Below are 17,700 nucleotides of genomic sequence, written 5' to 3'. Positions count from 1 at the left end.
CTGCGCGACGATGGAGCGCGGGCTCGGCGTCGTGCACCCGGCGCGAGCCCGCAGCATCCCGACCACAGAGGAGACCCGTGTTCACCGGACTCAGCGCCTTCCCCCTCACCCCACTGCGCGACGACGCGGTCGACCACGAGGCGCTCGCCGCGATCGTCCGACGGCTCGTCGCCGCCGGAGTCGACAGCATCACCGTGCTCGGCTCGACCGGGTCCTACGCCTACCTCGACCGCGCGGAGCGCCAGGCGGCCATCGCGACCGCCGTCGAGCACGCGGACGGCGTGCCGGTGTTCGCCGGGGTCGGTGCGCTCCGCACCAAGCACGTGCTCGAGCACGCGGCCGACGCGCAGGACGCCGGCGCGCAAGCCCTCCTCGTGGCACCGGTGAGCTACCAGCCCCTCACCGCCGACGACGTCCTCGGCCTCTTCACCGACGTCGTCGAGCACACCGACCTGCCGGTGATCGTCTACGACAACCCCGGCACGACGCGATTCGCCTTCGACGACGCGCTCTACGCGCGGCTCGCCGACCTCCCCGGCATCGCGTCGATCAAGATCCCGGGCATCGCCGACGCGGCGGCCGCGCACGAGCGGCTGCGCGAGCTCCGCGAGCTCCTGCCGGACCGCATCACGATCGGCATCTCCGGTGACGCGCACGCCGCCCGGGGGCTCGCGGCCGGCTGCGACGCCTGGTACTCGGTGATCGCCGGCACGATCGCGCCGCCGATGGTCGCGCTGACGCGGGCGGCGCTCGCGGGCGACCACGACGCTGCCGCAGCCGCATCCGCGCGACTGCAGCCTCTGTGGGACCTGTTCGCCGAGCACGGCAGCCTGCGCGTCACCGCTGCGATCGCCGAGCACCTCGGCATGGCGACGCGCAGCTGCCTCCCCCGCCCGATCCTCGGCCTCGACGACGAGCAGCGCCGCCGCGTCCACGCGGTCGTCGCCGAGCTCGAGCTGGAGGCCTGAGCACCCTCCGCGCGAACGGTGCGCCTGGTACGATTAGTGCACGAAGGTTCGACGCCGGGAGCGGCTCGGGCGGAGCCTCGGACTGATGGAGCCAGCCATGGACGCGCAGCAGCAGCCCACCCCCGTCACGCTCGACGGTCAGCGCCGCCGCGACCCGCAGAGCTTCACGCGAGGCGACGTGCTGGCGATCAAGCTGGCGATCTCCGGCGGCATCGTGCTGTCGCTCGCCGCGACCGCGGCCTTCGTCGCGCTGGTGGTGCTGCCCGGCCTCTGACGGCCGGACAGCGTCGACTAGGCCTTCGGCGAACGGTCGGCGGCGTCCATCAGCCGCCCCATCAGCGAGCGCAGCTGCTCCAGCTCGTCGAGCTCGAGCCCCAGCCGCTCGACCATCGTGCCGGGCACCGCCGACGCCTTCTCGCGGAGCAGACGGCCCTCCTCGGTCAGGGCGATGTCGAGCGTCCGCTCGTCGCCGGGCCGGCGCGTGCGGGACACGAGCCCGGCAGCTTCGAGGCGCTTCACGAGCGGCGAGGCGGTGGCGGGCTCGAGCCGCAGCATCTCGCTCAGCGTCCTGAGCGAGAGCGGCGAGGAGCCCCACAGCGCGAGCATCACCAGGTACTGGGGATGCGAGAGGCCGAGCGGCTGCAGCACCGGCCGATACGCGTTGACGATGCTGCGCGACGCGGCCGCCAGGGCGAAGCAGACCTGGCGCTCGAGCGCGAGCGGATCGTCTGCGATCTGCTGCTCCTGCTCCTGCTCCATCCCGCTCCCTTGGTCGATCGTTCCGATCCCTCAGCCTAAGCGCCCGCGCGGAGGCCGAGCGTGCCACTGCCATGCTGGACCCATGGCGAAGCCTCACGACCTGCTGGCCGTCCTCGTCGACGCCGACAACGTCTCGCCGGCGAAGATCGGCGCGGTGCTCACCGAGATCGCGCGCTTCGGCACCGCCTCCGTGAAGCGCGTCTACGGCGACTGGACGCGGCCGGAGCTGAGCTCGTGGAAGCACGCCGCCAGCGAGCACGTCATCCAGCCGATGCAGCAGTTCGCGAACACCACGGGCAAGAACGCGACGGACAGCGCACTCATCATCGATGCGATGGACCTGCTGTACACGCGTCGCTTCCAGGGCTTCTGCATCGTGTCATCCGACAGCGACTTCACCCGCCTCGCCTCCCGCATCCGCGAGGAGGGGATCACGGTCTACGGCTTCGGCGAGCGGAAGACGCCCGAGGCCTTCCGCAACGCCTGCGACCAGTTCACGTACCTGGAGGTGCTCGACGCCCCCGCGGCCGAGAGCGCCGCGACCGCACCGGTGCCGACCCGAACGCCGACGCCCAAGCTGCGCGCGGACACCAAGCTCGTCTCGGGTCTGCGTGCCGCTGTGGACGCCGCGTCCGGCGAGGACGGGTGGGCAGACCTGGGAGCGGTGGGCCAGTTCATGCGCAAGCAGCACCCCGACTTCGACTCCCGCAACTGGGGATACGCGAAGCTGTCCGACCTCGTGCGCGCGACCGAGCTCTTCCTGGTGGGTCCGCGTCCGCAAGGCGGCCTGCAGATGCGCAAGCGCGGGAACGGGAGCTAGGAGCGCCATGGCGAAGCAGCGCTCGAAGCGACCGAAGCCGTCCGCGCCCCCGGAGGAGCTGACCGTCGTCGTCTGCCGCGGCGGTGACTGCGGCAGCCGGCGCAAGCATCCGGAGGTCGACCACAGCGCGCAGCTCACGGCCTTCCGCGATGGCACGGCTGGATCGGCGAAGGTCGTCCCGAGCAAGTGCCTCGACGCGTGCGAGCACTCGAACGTCGTGGTGGTGCTGCCGAGCGAAGCTGGCAGCGCTGCCGGTGCCACGCCCGTCTGGATCGGCGAGGTGAACGACACCGCGGTGACGAGCGACATCGTGGAGTGGGTGAACGCCGGCGGCCCCGGGGTCGCGCCCGACCCGACGCTCGTGAGCATCCAGGAGTTCCGGCCGACGCGCCTGAGCCGCAGCGAGCTGCAGCCCGGTCACGCCCTGCCCTGACGCCGCTCGCCGGGCACTGCAGGGCAAGCACTGGCAGGCTGACGACCATGACGGATGCGGTGCTCGACCTCGACGGCGTGCTCTCGACGCGCGACACCTTCGCCACGCTGCTGGTCGAGGCGGCTCGCCGCTCCCCCGTCATGGGCGCGCGCAGCGCTCCCGCGCTCGCCCGCTGGCTGCGCGCCGGTCACGACGTGCCGCGGCACGCGGCCGCCTCCCGTGAGGTGGCGCGCACCCTCCTGCGCGGCATGCCTGAGCCGATGTACGACGCGCTGGCGCGCGACGTCGGGGCGCGGCTCGGCAGGATCGCGAGCCGTCGCTCGATGCTCGAGGTGGCAGCGGGGCTGCAACGCGAGGGCGCGCACATCGTCGTCGCCACCGGCTCCGAGCACCGCCTGGCAGCGGCGTTCCTCGCCGCTGCCGGCGTCGAGCACGACCTGCTGCTGGCCTCCACGCTCCGCTGGACGCCGACCGGCCCCGTCTTCGAGCGCCACATCCGCGGCGCCAGCAAGCTCACGGCGATCCGCGAGGCCGGCATCCCGATCGAGCAGCGGCGCTTCTGGACCGACTCGTTCGACGACTACCCGACGGCCGAGGCGGCCGCATCCGTCGTGCTCGTCGCGCCGTCGCGACACTCCGCAGCGCGGTATCGCGCGAGCCCGGTGCCGTTCGAGCTGCTGCTGCGGTGACCTTCCGGGCGTGCCTGCCATGATGACCGAGCGGCCGAACGCCAACCGGCGGATCCGCTCCCCGATCGAGAGCACACGCCATGGCGAGCAAGAAGCAGGGCAAGAAGCAGAAGACCCGACGCGTCGACAAGCAGAAGTACGAGCAGGAGCTCAAGCGCCTGCAGGTCGAGCTCGTCAGCATGCAGCAGTGGGTCATCGCGGCCGACGCCCGCATCCTCGTCCTCTTCGAGGGCCGTGACGCCGCCGGCAAGGGCGGTGCGATCAAGCGGGTGATGCAGTACCTCAACCCGCGCCACGCCCGCGTGGTCGCGCTGCCGCAGCCCACCGAGCGCGAGAAGGGCCAGTGGTACTTCCAGCGGTACATCGAGCGGCTGCCCACCAAGGGCGAGATCGTGCTGATGGACCGCTCCTGGTACAACCGCGCCGGCGTCGAGCGCGTGATGGGCTACTGCACCGAGGAGGAGTACGACCGCTTCCTCGCGCAGGCGCCCGTCGTGGAGCAGATGCTCGTCGACGACGGCATCATCCTCGTGAAGTACTGGTACTCCGTCTCGGACACCGAGCAGGAGAAGCGATTCCGGTCCCGGCTCAACGACCCGATGCGGCGCTGGAAGCTCTCGGACACCGACCTGCTGTCGATCACCAAGTGGGAGGACTACTCCCAGGCCAAGGACGCCATGTTCGACGTCACCGATCGGGCGCACGCGCCGTGGTGGTCGATCAACAGCGACGACAAGCGCGCTGCTCGGCTGAACACCATCAAGCACCTCCTCAGCCAGGTCCCGTACGACCGGCTCGACCCGGACGAGGTCGACTTCCCCGAGCGGCCCGCCCCCGCCGGAACGGCCCGCCCGCCGCTCGAGGAGCTCCGGTTCGTGCCCGATCACGCCGCGACGCTCTGAGCGCGGAGCCCGGAGGCTCGTCTGCGCCGAGACCTACCTGGCCCGCACCGGTGAGGGGTAGTGACCGTGCCTCCCGGCCGGCGAGCGCCGCGCGTAGCGTGGTCGGCATGGGAGACGTCAGGAACGAGGTACGCGAGTTCCTCAGCTCGCGCCGCGCGCGCATCACGCCGCAGGACGCCGGCCTGCCCGCGTACGGCGGCAACCGACGCGTCCCCGGCCTGCGCCGCGAAGAGGTCGCGATGCTCGCAGGCGTCTCGGTCGACTACTACGTCCGCCTCGAGCGGGGCAACCTCGCGGGAGCCTCGGAGAGCGTCCTCGACGCGCTCGCCTCGACGCTCAAGCTCGACGACGCAGAGCGGCAGCACCTGTTCGACCTCGCCCGCGCGAGCGGGCCGACACGACCCCGTCGCGCCCGCGCGACCAGCGCCGTGCGCCCCGCCGTCCAGCAGGTGCTCGACGCGATCGACAGCCCGGCGTGGGTGCGCAACGGCCGGCACGACATCCTGGCGACCAACCGGATGGGCCGGGCCCTCTACGCCCCCGTCTTCGACGACCCGCGACGGCCCGTGAACACGACGCGCTTCGCCTACCTCAACCCCGCGGCTCGCGTGTTCTGGCGCGACTACGATCAGATCGCGAACGACGCCGCCGCGATGCTGCGCATGGAAGTCGGCAGCAACCCGCACGACCCTGACCTCATCGCCCTCGTGGGCGAGCTGTCGATGCAGAGCGAGCTCTTCCGCCAGCGCTGGGCATCCCGCGACGTGATGTTCCATCGCAGCGGACGCAAGCGCCTCCACCATCCGGTCGTCGGGGATCTCGACCTCGACTACGAGTCGATGGAGCTCCCGAGCGAGCCCGGGCTGGTGCTCAACGTCTACACCGCGGCTGCGGGATCGCCGACCGCGGACGCGCTGCGGATGCTCGCCTCGTGGGCGGCGACGCAGGAGGCGACGCCCGCTGCAGAGGCGGTCTCCGAGCGCTGAGGCGCTCGCGCCGTCACGTGAGGCGGGCCAGCGCGAGGCCGACGAGCGCGAGGGCCGCGGCGAGGAGCCCCATCATGGCGTAGGAGCCCGTCGCGACGGCGAGCACGGGTCCGAGCGCGGGCCCGACCGCCGTCACCGCTGTGATGGGCGCGGCGAAGGCGCCGTTGATCGCCCCGTAGTCCCGTGTGCCCCACCGGTCCGCGACCGCGGATCCCTGCACGAGCGTCTGCGCGCCGCGCACGGCGCCCGCGCCGATGCCGATCAGGATCAGCAGCCATGGCGGGCCGGGCACGACGGCCAGCAGCCCGAGGGTGAGTGCGCTCGCTGCAGCGGTCAGGGCGAGCGGCACCCACGGCGACGCGGCGTGCGGCAGCGCGACGTACAGGACCCGGCCGAGCACCTGGCCGGCGCCCAGCAGCCCGAGCCCCCACGCCGCGAGCTCGTACGTCATGCCGCGCTCGGTGGAGAGCGGGATGATCGCGAGGGTCACGCTGTACAGCGACGCCGCGACGGCGATCATCGACAGCTCCAGCGCCCAGAACCGCCGCGTGCGCAGCACCGTCGAGACGGTGTGTCGCGGCTCATCCGCAGGGCTCGGAGGCCGTGGCGGCCAGACGCGCTCGAGGCTCCACCAATGCAGCGGCGTGGTCGTCACGACGAGGACGGCCGCGAGCACGAGCATGGCCGCGCGCCAGTCGAGCACGCTGAGCAAGCCCGCGACCACGGGAGCGAAGACCGTGGACGCGAGGCCGCCCGCGAGCGTGACGACGGTCATCGCGCGACGACGGTCGGCTGCGTGCCTGCGCGTGATGACGGTGAACGCCGCCTGGTACAGCACGGCCGACTGCCCCGATCCGACCACGATCCAGCCCAGCACGAACCAGGGCACGTCGTGTGCGGAGCTGACGATCACGAGGCCGACCGCCCCGACGACGCTGCCACCGGTCATGATGAGCCGCGGGCTGCTGCGGTCGAGCCATCGCCCGACGAGCACCCCGGCGATCGCAGACGTCACGAGCCCGGCCGAGAAGGCCAGCATCACCGTGGTGAGCGCCCATCCCGTGTCGGCCGCGATGACCGGCGCGGCGACGATCAGGGCGTAGTAGAGGATGCCCCAGCTGATGACCTGACCACCGGAGAGCGCGGCGAGCCGCCAGCGGCCGGCTCGGGCTGCGAGCGCGACCCCGTCGGCCGGAGCGTCGGCGCTCACGCAGCCGCTCCCGTCAGAAGGCGCGGAGCGCGGAGGCCGCGGCGTCGAGCGCTGGCCGGACCACGGAGTAGTAGGCCCACTTGCCGCGCTGCTCGCGCTCGACCAGTCCGGCTTCCGCGAGGATCCGCATGTGGTGCGACACCGTGCCCTGCGAGAGCCCGACCGGATCGGTGAGGTCGCAGATGCACGCCTCGCCCTGCTCGCCCGCGGCGATGAGCGACAGCAGTCGGACGCGTGTGGGATCGGCCATGGCCTTGAACGTCCTCGCGATCCGCGCGGCCTCGTCGACGGTCACGGTGGGCTCCGCCGGGGTGCAGCACGTCTTCGACGCGTCGGCGACGATCGTCGTGGTTGCGGTCATGGCGGCAGTCTGCCACACGCATTGACAAACGTCGATACGTTGTTGCACGATCGACGCATCGACATCCTTCGATACGAGGAGCACCATGACCGACCTTCCTGTCATCGTCATCGGCGCCGGCCCGCAGGGCCTCGCCGCAGCGGCGCACCTGCTCGAGCGCGGCTTCAAGCCGATCGTGCTCGAGCGGGGCGCCGGCGCGGGCGCTGCCGTCTCGGAGTGGGGCCACGTGCGGCTCTTCTCGGCATGGGACGAGCTCGTCGACTCGGCGAGCCGGCGGCTGCTGCAGGCGGCGGGGCACGCCATCCCGACGTCGGGCTACCCGAAGGGCGAGGCGTGGGTGCGGGACTACCTGGTGCCGCTCGCGGACACACTCGGCGACCGCATCCGCTTCGGCCTGGAGGTGACGTCGGTCACGCGCCTGGGCCGCGACAAGGTCGTCGATGGCGGCCGCGACGAGCAGCCGTTCGCCGTGCGCGTCGTCGACCACGACGGTCGCGAGCAGCGCCTGCTCGCACAGGCCGTGCTCGACGCATCCGGCACCTGGAGCCAGCCCGGGCCGGCGGGCGCCGACGGCACCCCCGCGCTCGGCGAGCGGGCGGCCGCGGTGCACATCGGGTACCGCATCCCGGCCGACGTGCGCGCACTGGCCGGCGCGCACGTCGCGGTCGTCGGCGCAGGCCACTCCGCGGTGCACGCGGTGCTGCGCCTCGCCGAGCTCGCGGAGCGCCACCCCGGCACCCGCGTCACGTGGCTCCTGCGGCGTCCGTCGGTCGAGGGCGCGCTGGGCGGTGGCGAGGCGGATGCGCTCCCCCAGCGCGCGTCGCTCGGGGTGCGCGCTCGCCGCGCGATCGAGCGAGGCTCGGTCGAGCTCGTGACGGGCTTCCGGGTGGATGAGATCCGCACGTCCGGCGACGGCGTCGTGCTCGTCGCCGAGGACGGCCGCGAGCACGGACCGATCGCTCGGCTGTTCGCCCTCACTGGGTTTCGTCCCGACCTGTCGATCCTGTCGGAGGTGCGGATCGCGATCGATCCCGCGCTCGACTCGGTCGCGGGCCTGGCCGCGGAGATCGACCCGAACGTCCACTCCTGCGGCACGGTCGCGGCGACCGGCGCTGCCGAGCTCGCGCAGCCCGAGCGCGGCCTGTACGTGATCGGGGCGAAGAGCTACGGCCGTGCGCCGACCTTCCTCGCGCTCACCGGCTACGAGCAGGTGCGGAGCGTCGTCGCCGAGCTCGCCGGCGACCACGAGGCGGCCGCGCGCAACGAGCTCGTGCTGCCCGAGACGGGGGTCTGCGGCGGCAGCGGCGACTTCGGCGGGAGCAGCTGCTGCGCCGCGCCGGTGCCGATCGAGCTGGAGCGCGCGACGGTGTGACCGAGATCAGCATGCTGGTCGCTGCAGGACGCTCCCGGTTGCGTCGTGCATCGATGTCCGTCAATATAGAAGCGTGTCGATACAAGGACGGGGGACCAGCACCACGGCGACGAGCGCTCCGTGCTCGCCGACCGCGTCCCACGCCATCAGCGAGCAGGCCGCCTCAACCGTCGCCGCGGCGCTGAAGTCGCTCGCCGACCCGCTGCGGCTGCGCATGCTCTCGGCCATCGCCTCGGACCCTCGAGGCGAGTCCTGCGTGTGCGACCTCGCCGAGCTCGCCGACGTCTCGCAGCCCACCGTCTCCCACCACCTGAGAGTGCTCAAGGATGCGGGTGTGCTCGTCTCCGAGCGCCGAGGCACGTGGGTCTGGTACTCGATCGATGCTGCCGCCCGACCCGCGATCACCGCCCTGCTCGAGAGCTTCGCTCCGGCGGCGCTCACGCCCCCTCGCGATGCAGCGCTGCACCTCGGGCTCGATGACGTCGACGAGGCCCTCACGCATCTCGCGTCCTCGCTGAGGTCGCGGTTCCCCGGGGTGAGCCCCGACGCGGTCACCGGCGTCGTGCGCGAGTCCTACGCCGGGCTCGCGCGCACCGCGAGGATCACCGCGCACCTAGTGCCGCTGACGGAGCGCTTCGCCCGGCAGCGCCTCGCCGACCTGACGCGCGATCGCGCCGCGGGGGCGCCGCAGGTGCTCTTCGTCTGCGTGGCGAACGCGGGTCGCTCGCAGCTCGCCGCCGCGCTCGTCCAGCAGCTCTCGCAAGGACGCGTCGTGGCACGCTCCGCCGGCTCCTCCCCCGCCGCTGCGGTCCACCCGACCGTGCGCCCGCTGCTCGCGTCGATCGACGACGCCGCCGAGTCCGAGGCCTTCCCCAAGCCGCTCACGGACGATGCCGTCCGCGCCGCCGACGTCGTCGTCACCATGGGATGCGGCGACGTCTGCCCGATCATCCCCGGTGTCCGGTACGAGGACTGGGCGGTGGGCGACCCCGCGCTCGCGTCGCCCGAGGGCGTCGCCGCGATCCGCGACGACATCGCGCAGCGCGTCGAGCGCCTCGTCGCCGAGCTCGTCTGAGCAGCCGGTCATCCGCCGCACCACCCCGTTCGTCCGCAGGCCACCTCCGACCCCGAGAGAGAGTCACCATGTCTGAGCACCCCACCGTCCTCTTCGTCTGCGTGCACAACGCCGGCCGCTCCCAGATGGCCGCCGGCTTCGCGACGGCACTCTCGAACGGCGCGGTCGAGGTGCTGTCCGCCGGGAGCGCACCGAAGGACCAGATCAACCCGGTCGCCATCGAGGCGATGGCCGAGGTCGGCATCGACATCGCCGGCAACACGCCGAAGGTGCTGACGGTCGACGCGGTCCGCGAGTCCGACGCCGTCATCACCATGGGCTGCGGCGACGCCTGCCCGATCTTCCCCGGCAAGCGCTACGAGGACTGGGAGCTCGAAGATCCGGCCGGCAAGGACATCGAGACGGTCCGCCGCGTGCGCGACGACATCCGCGGTCGCGTCGAGCGCCTGCTCGCCGAGCTCGTGCCGAGCGCGGGCTGATCATGGGTCAGCTCGACGTCGGCACGCACCGCCGCCTACCCGGGACCACCTACCCCGAGCGCGCGCCGCGTCCTGCGCTGCCGAGGCGCTGATGGTCACGCGGTCGAGCGTGGGGTCGATACCGTTCGAACCAGGGCGGGAACCGCACCGAGCTGGGCTGCTCCGCCTCGAGAAAGGTAGCCGTGACTCCCTGACGCGGCGTCGCCGGGCACCCGTTGCTTCGGTGCCCGGCGGGACAGCCAGTCTCAGTCGGTGCTGCTGAGGATCAATTGGGTCGCTTCGTGCGGTGCGTCCCACTGTGGGAAATGACCGCATCGCTCGAACCAGTGCAGCACCGCGTCGGGGAAGCGTGCCGCTGCGCGCGCAGCCTGCTTCGGCACCGTCACCAAGTCACGACGCCCCCAACCGATCGTGACTCGACCGGGCACTGAGCCTGCGGGGGCGCCCTGTTGCTTGGGCCCCTTGGTCAGAGCGTCCATGGCGGCGCCGGTGGCCGGAGCGTCCGCCAGCCCGCGCACGTCCGGCAGCACGGTCTCGAGGTCGAGCGCCCAGGGCCGCGCCGAGAACTGCGACAACAGGATCGTCCTGCCCGCCGAGGTCCCGAGCAGTGATGGCAACATGCCGCGCAGCGCCCGGACCAGAGCGATCGACGGCCGCAGCGTCGCGCCGAAGACGAGGAGCTCGCGGTCGCTCCAGAAGCCGCCCGGGTTCAAAGCCACGGCATCGCCGCCGACTCCCCGGCGCGCGAGCTCGAGAACGATCCTGCCGCCCATCGATTGGCCGGCCGTGGCGACCCCTTCCAGACCCTGGTCGCGGATGAAGTCCGCGACGGAGTCGGTCAGGGTCGCGATGGAGACCTCGCCGGTCAACGGTGGCGTCTCGCCGAATCCTGGCAGATCGACAGCGATCACCTCACGGTGCGCTGCCAGGTCGTCGATGATCGGGGACCACGATCGCCATCCTGCGCCCAGACCGTGCACGAGCAACAGCGGGCTGCCGCTTCCGCGTCTCACATGGTGCAACGTCATGCCGGGAACGCTATACCCCTCGGGCGTCGGCGTCCTCGGCCACCGCAAGCCGATCCGCCTGCGACGTCGCCGAGCCCGCCGGCGATGCAGCAGTCGCACGGCGCTGCGGATCGACGCCCGCTGCTAGGCCGCGCGCACCCCGTCCTGCTGCGCCGACGTGCTGCTGGCGACGAGCTCGGTGAGCGAGAAGCGCACCGCGACCGCCGCCGTGCCCTGCACGTGCGGGTCGTCGGCGATGAAGCGGCCGCGCACCAGCTCACCATGGATGGCGTCGAGGTGCCGCAGCCGAGCGATGACGTAGAGCAGCTCGCTCTCGAGGACCGCTGACTTGTGCAGGAGCACCTCTCGCTCGACCCAGTTGCGCGCGTGCTGCAGCGCCTCCGCATGGGCGGCGCGGTGCCGCTCGAGGCTTCGCGCGGCCGCCCGGGCGTCGAGGCCGGGCTCGATGTCGCCGCGCAGCAGCTCGATGGGTAGGGTCCGGTTGTCGTTGAAGGTTCCGAGGCTCACCGAGAGTGTTCGGAGCCCTCGCGTCGGCGGACGGGAATCGCGATCCTTGACCGCGTCCAGCAGCCCCGCTCCAGGCGCGGCGGGCGGATGCACCTAGACTGATCCACGGAGACGGCAGCACGGCCTCGCCCTGTTCAGCGCTTCGACCGTCGTCCTCCGTGGCTGCGAGCGGCTGCCCCAAGCGCTCCGCACCACCGGGCCCGGCGATCCTGGCTCATCCAGCATCCGCCCGTCCGAAGCATCACGGGCCCTGAGCGCACCGCGCTCCCCCTCACGCACCACGAACTTCCAAGGAACGATCCCATGCGAAACGCCAGAACCGCCAAGCCCGCGCGACACCATCTCGAGCTCCCCGCTCCCGCAGCCCTGAAGAAGGGGGCGATGCGGATCACACCCCTGGGTGGGCTCGGCGAGATCGGCCGCAACATGACCGTCTTCGAGCACGAGGGCAAGTTGCTCATCGTCGACTGCGGCGTGCTCTTCCCCGAGGAGCACCAGCCGGGCATCGACGTGATCCTGCCCGACTTCTCGGCCATCCGGTCCCGGTTGGCCGATGTCGTCGGGATCGTGCTCACGCACGGCCACGAGGACCACATCGGCGGCGTGCCCTACCTGCTGCGCGAGCGCGCCGACATCCCCATCATCGCCTCGAAGCTGACGCTCGCCTTCATCACCGCGAAGCTCGAGGAGCACCGCATCAAGCCGCAGACGCGCCAGGTGCGGGAGGGCGATCGGATCGATGCGGGCCCGTTCGACCTCGAGTTCCTCGCCGTCAGCCACTCGATCCCCGACGGGCTCGCCGTCGCGATCCGCACGGCGGCCGGCCTCGTGCTCCACACCGGCGACTTCAAGATGGACCAGTTCCCCCTCGACGGGCGCACGACCGACCTGCCCGGATTCGCGCGGCTGGGCGACGAGGGCGTCGACCTGTTCCTCGTCGACTCGACGAACGCCGACGTGCCCGGCTTCATGATCCCGGAGGAGGACCTGGCTCCGGCGATCGACCAGGTGTTCCGCACCGCTCCCCGTCGCATCGTCGTCTCGAGCTTCGCCAGCCACGTGCACCGCATCCAGCAGATCCTCGACGCCGCCGAGCGCCATGGCCGCAAGGTCGGGTTCGTCGGCAGGTCGATGGTGCGCAACATGGGCATCGCCGCCGATCTCGGCTACCTGCGCATCCCTGACGGTCTCGTCGTCGAGATGAAGGCCCTCGAGAAGCTGCCCGCGACCGACATCGTGCTCATCTGCACGGGGTCGCAGGGCGAGCCGATGGCGGCGCTGTCGCGCATGGCCAACAAGGACCACGTCATCGACATCGGCGAGGGCGACACCGTCCTGCTCGCCAGCTCGCTCATCCCCGGCAACGAGAACGCGATCTACCGGATCATCAACGCGTTCACGCGGTGGGGCGCGAACGTCGTGCACAAGGGCAACGCGAAGGTGCACGTCTCCGGGCACGCCAGCGCCGGCGAGCTCGCGTACTGCTACAACATCCTCCGACCGACCGCGGTGCTGCCCGTGCACGGCGAGTGGCGGCACCTCACGGCCAACGCCGCGATCGCGATGCGGACCGGCATCGACGAGAAGCAGGTCTTCGTCGTCGAGGACGGCGTCTCGATCGATCTCGTCGCCGGGAGCGCCCGCATCAGCGGCCGCGTCGCCGCCGATCACATCCTCGTCGATGGCACCACGATGGGTGTCGCCACCGAGGCCGCCCTCACCGACCGGCGCGTGCTCGCCGAGGAGGGCACCATCACGGTGCTCGCCATCATGGAGCACGCCTCGGGCCGGCTGACCGAGCCGCTGGAGTTCTTCAGCCGTGGCTTCGTCGAGGAGGCCGGCTGGGAGAAGACGGCGGCGAAGACGATCGAGGATGCGCTGCGGAGCGCTGCCGAGTCGACGTCGCGCAACCGCGAGGACGTCGAGACGCTCATCACCCGCACCCTGGGGCGCTGGCTGTCGCGTCGGCACCGCCGCAACCCGGTGATCACGACCATCGTCGTGGAGGAGTGAGCCCCCGCCGCTGACGGTTGGCGGCGGCCCTCCCGCGCGCGTCAGCCGCTGGCGGGCGGCACCGTCTTCCGCATCACCGTCTTGCTCTTGCCGATGTGCCGCTCGAAGGTGAAGCCCGCCTGCTCGAACATCGCCCGGGTGCCGTTGTGGAGGAACGACGACGACGTCCGCTTGCCGGCGACGAGCTCGTTGGGGAACGAGACGACCTCGCCTCCACCCGCCTGCGCGATCAGCGCGAGCGCGCCATCCAGGGCCTCCCGAGCGACGCCAGAGCGTCGGTGGTCGCGGTCGACGAAGAAGCAGGTGATGCGCCACGGCGCCGGCCTCGTCTCCCCCGCGTCGTACTGCTTGCGGTGGTAGATGCCCGGCAGCTCGGCCGGGCTGCCGTACTGGCACCAGGCGATCGCGTCGTCGCCGTCGAAGACGAGGGCTGCGTGAGCGACGCCCTCCGCGACGAGTCGCTGCTTGAACGTCGGCCCGTCGTGCTCGCGCTTCACGGTGAGGTCCGTATCGCCGTGGAAGTACGAGCAGTAGCACCCGCCCCAGACCCCGTTGTGCTTCTGCGCGAGCGCGAGCCATGCCGGATACGTCTCCGGCGTCAGCGGCTTGATCACATGCGCCGTCGTCGTGGCCATCGCTGCCTGCCCTCTGCCGGTCCCCGGACCGTGCGCGGACCTCACCGTACCCGGCCGGCTCGGCGCGAACTACCTCGAGATCCGCCGCGGCTATCAGGGCTAGGGCAGCGTCTGCGCGGCGACGAGTCCTGCGGTCTGATGCGCCGTCGAGGCGTCGAGGAACGCGCGCTCGACCGCGGTGAGCGCGGGATGGGCCGCGGCCTGCCAGCGCCGGGCGGTCGTCAGCCTGCCGCCGCGGTAGACCTCGCTGTCGGGTCGACCCATGGCGTCCCAGCCGTCGGCGGTGGCGCCCAGGTGGCGCATGATCCGCTGCCCCTCGACATCGTCCGCGAGCCAGTCCCTGAGCCGCGGCCACGCGCGAGCGAGCCCGTCGTGCGACAGCTGCACCGTCTCCTCATCGGTCGTGAGCAGGCGCGCATCCACGAGCCGATCGACGATCCGCGCATGGGCGTCGTCGATCGCGATCCGTGAGCGCTCGACCCGGCGCGCGAGCACCGTGCCGTCGGCCGTCACCTCGACCAGGCGGAGCAGGATGTCGCGCAGCAGGAGCGCCTCGCGGGTCGAGAGGGCGGCGAGCACCCCTTCTGCGACCGTCGCGACGGCACCGTCGATCTCACCGGACGCCCGGTAGCCATCGACGGTCAGCACGCGGCCCTCGCGACGCGCCCAGACCTCGCACAGGGCGTGTGAGAGCAGCGGCAGCGCTCGCCCCGTGGCGTCTCGGAGGAGGATCTCGACGAGCCCAGGCTCGAGGATCAGCCCAGCCCGCTCGGCGGGCTGCTCGACCACGGCCCGCAGCCGGGCTGGGTCCAGCGGAGCGAGCATCAGCAGGTGCGACGGGATGGTCTGCGCGAACCCGTCGCGAAGGGCGAGGCTCCCGAGGCGGTCGGCGCGCATCGCGACGACCAGCATCCCGGCGAGCGCGATGCGCGACAGGAGGGCGAAGAACTCGTCGAGCTCGTCGGGATCCTCTACAGCGAACGCCCGCTCGCACTGGTCGACGATGAGGAGCGATGGCCCGATCGTGAGTCCGACCTCGCGAAGCGCGTCGGCCGGATGCTCCCCCGGCGTCACGATGGCGACCTCGACGCCGCGTGCCAGCAGCTGCGCGCCGATCCCGGCCCTGACGAACGACGACGTGCCGACGCCCGATGGCCCGGAGACGAGCAGCATGCCGTGCTCGTCGAGCGTCCGCACCGCTGCGGCCACCTCCTGCTCCCGACCGACGTAGCGCTCGGCGTCGCCGGTCCCCGCGGGGTCCGGACCGAAGTACGGGCACTCCGGGTTCGCACTCCGGAGCACATGCTCCGACAGGAGGTGAGGATCCTGTCGGAGGATGGCCGCCTCCAGGTCGGCGAGCTCCGTGCACGGTTCGAGCCCGAGCTCCGCGACGAGCAGCCGCCGAGCCTTGCGCACGGTGCCCAGCGCATCCGCCTGCCGACCCTGGCGATACTGCGCCACGGCGAGGATCACCCAGCGGCGCTCCCGGAGCGGCGCCTCGGCCACGCGGGCGCACGCCGACGTGGCGACCTCCTGCACCTCCCCCGCCTGCAGCTGCGCGTCGAGGAGCAGCTCCTCGACGCTGAGCCGCATCTCATCGAGGCGACCGGACGCGATCTGCGCCGGCTGCCAGTCGGGGAGCTCGACGAACGGCTCGCCCCGCCACAGGGCGAGCGCCTCCGCGAAGGTGTGCGCCGCGCGCTCCGGCTCGCCGACAGCCAGCTGCTCCGTGCCCCTCGCCGCGAGCAGCTCGAACCACGCGGCGTCGACCTCGAGGTGCTCCGGCAGCAGCCGATACCCGCGCGCGGTGGTCTCGATGCGCGCAGGCTCGATGCGTCGCCGCAGCCGCATGATGCACCCGGCGATCACGTGCGTCCACGAAGCCGGGCGGTGGTCGCCCCACAGCGCCGCCGCGAGCGACTCGACCGAGGCAGAGGCACCCAGCCGGACGGCGAGCGCACCCATCACCGCTCGATCCCTCCGCGCCAACGCGATGCGGCCGTCGTCGAGGGTCAGCGCTCCGAGGACGCGCACCTCCATGGCGCCACTGTGACCCTGCCGAGACCCTCCGTCAAGACGGCGGATGCCGCGCCGACGAGCGCCGGCGTGCTCAGCCGTTCGACGGGTGGAAGTGATGGGCGAGCACCCAGTGCGTCACCCGCTTGCTGATGTCGGTGCCGTCCTCCACGGCCGAGCGGAAGTGGATGCCGCCCCAGATGCGGGCGTTCGTCGCCTCGTAGGTCAGGTCGGACGGCCGTTCGAACGTGCGGTCACCGAGCCCGGTCAGACTGGGGATCGTGAAGTCGATCCGCGACGTGTGCAGGAACCGCGCGACCACCCACCCCGCGGCGGGCGTGATGCACGAGTGCGCGCTCGGATACTCCGGGTGGTTCGGCGTCGCCGGGAGCAGCGATGACCACGACGGATCACCCACGGTCGCGGCGTTGCCGTCGGTGTCGCCGGCTCGGATGGCCGTGACCGGGCGCCAGAACGCGTAGTGGTACTTGGCGTCGAGGCAGGCCATCAGCGCGTCCGCGTACGTCACCGACATCATCGCGAGGAACCGTGCAGCATCGACGACGTCGAGCTCATGCTCGAGCACGAAGCTGCGGAACGCGCCGCGCGCCTGCTGGACGGGCGCTTCTGCCCAGAACCTCGCCGCCAGGGTCTGCTCCTCGGTGCGCGTCGTGCTGGCGCTCGAGCCGATCTCACGGACCTCGTCGTACTCGCGAGCCCACTCCGCGCTGCTCAGGTCGGGCGGGCCGGCGGGCCGGAACTGGTCGGCCGAGGCGAGCGCGAAGGGATCCATGAGACCCAGGTACGTACCCACCGGAGGCGTCAGCGCGGTCGGCAGCCAGACCCCCGGGATCGGCGGGTCCGGCGGTGTGTAGGTGACCGGAGCCCGGAAGCCGTCGTCGGCTCGCGCGGCGATCACAGCGGCCGCGACCTCGGCGCCGATCGCCACGCCGTCGTTCTCAGCGGTCCCGTCCGGGATCGCGGCCAGCGCTGCGGCGTAGGCAGGTTCCACGATCGTCGCGGACTGACCCGGCAGGTAGTGGCTCAGCACGCCCCTCGCAGCGGCGGCGACCGCCGCCTCCGTGGAGGCACCGTCGGGCGCATCCGCGTCGACGAGGAACGGCTCGTACCCGCCCTCGACGGCCATCACCGAGTCGTAGACGGCGACCGCCACGTACCCGAAGATGGTGTGCCCTTCGGCCGGAGAGAGCGCGGCGGCCGTGAACGCCTGCGTGCCGACGGCATCCCAGCTCGCGACGGATGCATCCGGTGGGCCGGACTCGTCGTGTCCGTGGCCGCCGGTGGTCGGGCCCGCCATCCCGACGACGGACATCGTCACGAGGAGGGGTGCGAGCAGCACCGCCATCCGCGAAGTCTTGGATCGCATGTCATCTCCCTGGGGCGTCGGGCTGCAGCCCGTCAGATGGGATGACCGTTCTGTCACGCA

Annotated in this window: 19 protein-coding genes; 11 read left to right on the top strand and 8 right to left on the bottom strand. The window is 72.0% G+C overall.

All coding sequences use genetic code 11. The features are described 5' to 3' along the window. Positions 1-77: 77 nt before the first annotated feature. Positions 78-968 carry a dihydrodipicolinate synthase family protein gene (locus EDD26_RS10995; protein WP_123697749.1) on the top strand — a complete coding sequence of 297 codons (891 nt, stop codon included), beginning with the start codon at positions 78-80 and terminating at the stop codon, positions 966-968. 85 nt (positions 969-1,053) lie between these two features. After that, positions 1,054-1,242, top strand: coding sequence for a hypothetical protein (locus EDD26_RS14560; RefSeq protein ID WP_148058738.1), 189 nt, complete (start codon positions 1,054-1,056; stop codon positions 1,240-1,242). A 17-nt stretch (positions 1,243-1,259) separates the two neighbouring features. Here the strand turns inward: EDD26_RS14560 and EDD26_RS10990 are convergent, their stop codons facing one another. Next, entirely contained in the window at positions 1,260-1,727 is a 468-nt protein-coding gene (locus EDD26_RS10990; RefSeq protein ID WP_123697748.1) for a MarR family winged helix-turn-helix transcriptional regulator, read from the bottom strand. Between the two features lie 82 nt (positions 1,728-1,809). On the opposite strand from EDD26_RS10990, the gene EDD26_RS10985 reads away from it, so the two are divergent. From EDD26_RS10985 to EDD26_RS10965, 5 genes are all read left to right on the top strand, one after another. Continuing rightward, positions 1,810-2,547 carry an NYN domain-containing protein gene (locus EDD26_RS10985; protein WP_123697747.1) on the top strand — a complete coding sequence of 246 codons (738 nt, stop codon included), beginning with the start codon at positions 1,810-1,812 and terminating at the stop codon, positions 2,545-2,547. Positions 2,548-2,554: 7 nt separating this feature from the next. Further along, positions 2,555-2,980, top strand: coding sequence for a hypothetical protein (locus tag EDD26_RS10980; RefSeq protein WP_123697746.1), 426 nt, complete (start codon positions 2,555-2,557; stop codon positions 2,978-2,980). A 47-nt stretch (positions 2,981-3,027) separates the two neighbouring features. Then, positions 3,028-3,669 carry a haloacid dehalogenase-like hydrolase gene (locus EDD26_RS10975; RefSeq protein ID WP_123697745.1) on the top strand — a complete coding sequence of 214 codons (642 nt, stop codon included), beginning with the start codon at positions 3,028-3,030 and terminating at the stop codon, positions 3,667-3,669. 80 nt (positions 3,670-3,749) lie between these two features. Next, the gene (ppk2, locus tag EDD26_RS10970) at positions 3,750-4,571 is read left to right on the top strand and encodes a polyphosphate kinase 2 (RefSeq protein WP_123697744.1); all 822 of its coding nucleotides are present in this window, start codon (positions 3,750-3,752) and stop codon (positions 4,569-4,571) included. 107 nt (positions 4,572-4,678) lie between these two features. Continuing rightward, positions 4,679-5,557 (top strand): helix-turn-helix transcriptional regulator, encoded by an 879-nt coding sequence (locus EDD26_RS10965; protein ID WP_123697743.1) that lies wholly within the window; start codon positions 4,679-4,681, stop codon positions 5,555-5,557. A 13-nt stretch (positions 5,558-5,570) separates the two neighbouring features. Here EDD26_RS10965 and EDD26_RS10960 read toward each other — a convergent pair whose 3' ends face one another. Continuing rightward, positions 5,571-6,767, bottom strand: a complete 1,197-nt coding sequence (locus EDD26_RS10960) for an MFS transporter (protein ID WP_123697742.1) — start codon at positions 6,765-6,767, stop codon at positions 5,571-5,573. Positions 6,768-6,780: 13 nt separating this feature from the next. Continuing rightward, positions 6,781-7,128: an ArsR/SmtB family transcription factor gene (locus EDD26_RS10955; protein WP_123697741.1), complete on the bottom strand. Its 348-nt coding sequence runs from the start codon at positions 7,126-7,128 to the stop codon at positions 6,781-6,783. Positions 7,129-7,213: 85 nt separating this feature from the next. On the opposite strand from EDD26_RS10955, the gene EDD26_RS10950 reads away from it, so the two are divergent. The 3 genes from EDD26_RS10950 (at position 7,214) to EDD26_RS10940 (ending at position 10,054) form a co-directional block, all read left to right on the top strand. Beyond that, positions 7,214-8,500: an NAD(P)-binding domain-containing protein gene (locus tag EDD26_RS10950; protein WP_123697740.1), complete on the top strand. Its 1,287-nt coding sequence runs from the start codon at positions 7,214-7,216 to the stop codon at positions 8,498-8,500. Between the two features lie 79 nt (positions 8,501-8,579). Continuing rightward, the gene (locus EDD26_RS10945) at positions 8,580-9,575 is read left to right on the top strand and encodes a metalloregulator ArsR/SmtB family transcription factor (RefSeq protein WP_123698555.1); all 996 of its coding nucleotides are present in this window, start codon (positions 8,580-8,582) and stop codon (positions 9,573-9,575) included. Between the two features lie 68 nt (positions 9,576-9,643). Beyond that, positions 9,644-10,054, top strand: coding sequence for an arsenate reductase ArsC (locus tag EDD26_RS10940; protein WP_123697739.1), 411 nt, complete (start codon positions 9,644-9,646; stop codon positions 10,052-10,054). Positions 10,055-10,299: 245 nt separating this feature from the next. Here EDD26_RS10940 and EDD26_RS10935 read toward each other — a convergent pair whose 3' ends face one another. Next, complete coding sequence (locus tag EDD26_RS10935; RefSeq protein WP_123697738.1) at positions 10,300-11,082, bottom strand: alpha/beta fold hydrolase; 783 nt, start codon at positions 11,080-11,082, stop codon at positions 10,300-10,302. A 123-nt stretch (positions 11,083-11,205) separates the two neighbouring features. Beyond that, positions 11,206-11,589 (bottom strand): hypothetical protein, encoded by a 384-nt coding sequence (locus EDD26_RS10930; protein ID WP_123697737.1) that lies wholly within the window; start codon positions 11,587-11,589, stop codon positions 11,206-11,208. A 381-nt stretch (positions 11,590-11,970) separates the two neighbouring features. On the opposite strand from EDD26_RS10930, the gene EDD26_RS10925 reads away from it, so the two are divergent. Then, a complete protein-coding gene (locus tag EDD26_RS10925) occupies positions 11,971-13,602 on the top strand; it encodes a ribonuclease J (protein ID WP_211333856.1) in 1,632 nt (543 codons plus the stop codon). Between the two features lie 41 nt (positions 13,603-13,643). Here EDD26_RS10925 and EDD26_RS10920 read toward each other — a convergent pair whose 3' ends face one another. The 3 genes from EDD26_RS10920 to EDD26_RS10910 form a co-directional block, all read right to left on the bottom strand. Continuing rightward, the gene (locus EDD26_RS10920) at positions 13,644-14,237 is read right to left on the bottom strand and encodes a GNAT family N-acetyltransferase (RefSeq protein WP_123697735.1); all 594 of its coding nucleotides are present in this window, start codon (positions 14,235-14,237) and stop codon (positions 13,644-13,646) included. A gap of 99 nt (positions 14,238-14,336) precedes the next feature. Continuing rightward, the gene (locus tag EDD26_RS10915) at positions 14,337-16,277 is read right to left on the bottom strand and encodes an AfsR/SARP family transcriptional regulator (protein ID WP_123697734.1); all 1,941 of its coding nucleotides are present in this window, start codon (positions 16,275-16,277) and stop codon (positions 14,337-14,339) included. A 70-nt stretch (positions 16,278-16,347) separates the two neighbouring features. Then, positions 16,348-17,640: a vanadium-dependent haloperoxidase gene (locus EDD26_RS10910; protein WP_123697733.1), complete on the bottom strand. Its 1,293-nt coding sequence runs from the start codon at positions 17,638-17,640 to the stop codon at positions 16,348-16,350. Positions 17,641-17,700 lie beyond the last annotated feature (60 nt).

The sequence above is a fragment of the Agrococcus jenensis genome (assembly GCF_003752465.1).
Lineage (GTDB): Bacteria > Actinomycetota > Actinomycetes > Actinomycetales > Microbacteriaceae > Agrococcus > Agrococcus jenensis.
Note: the sequence above shows the minus strand (reverse complement) of the source record. Positions and strands in the feature narration are given on the sequence as shown.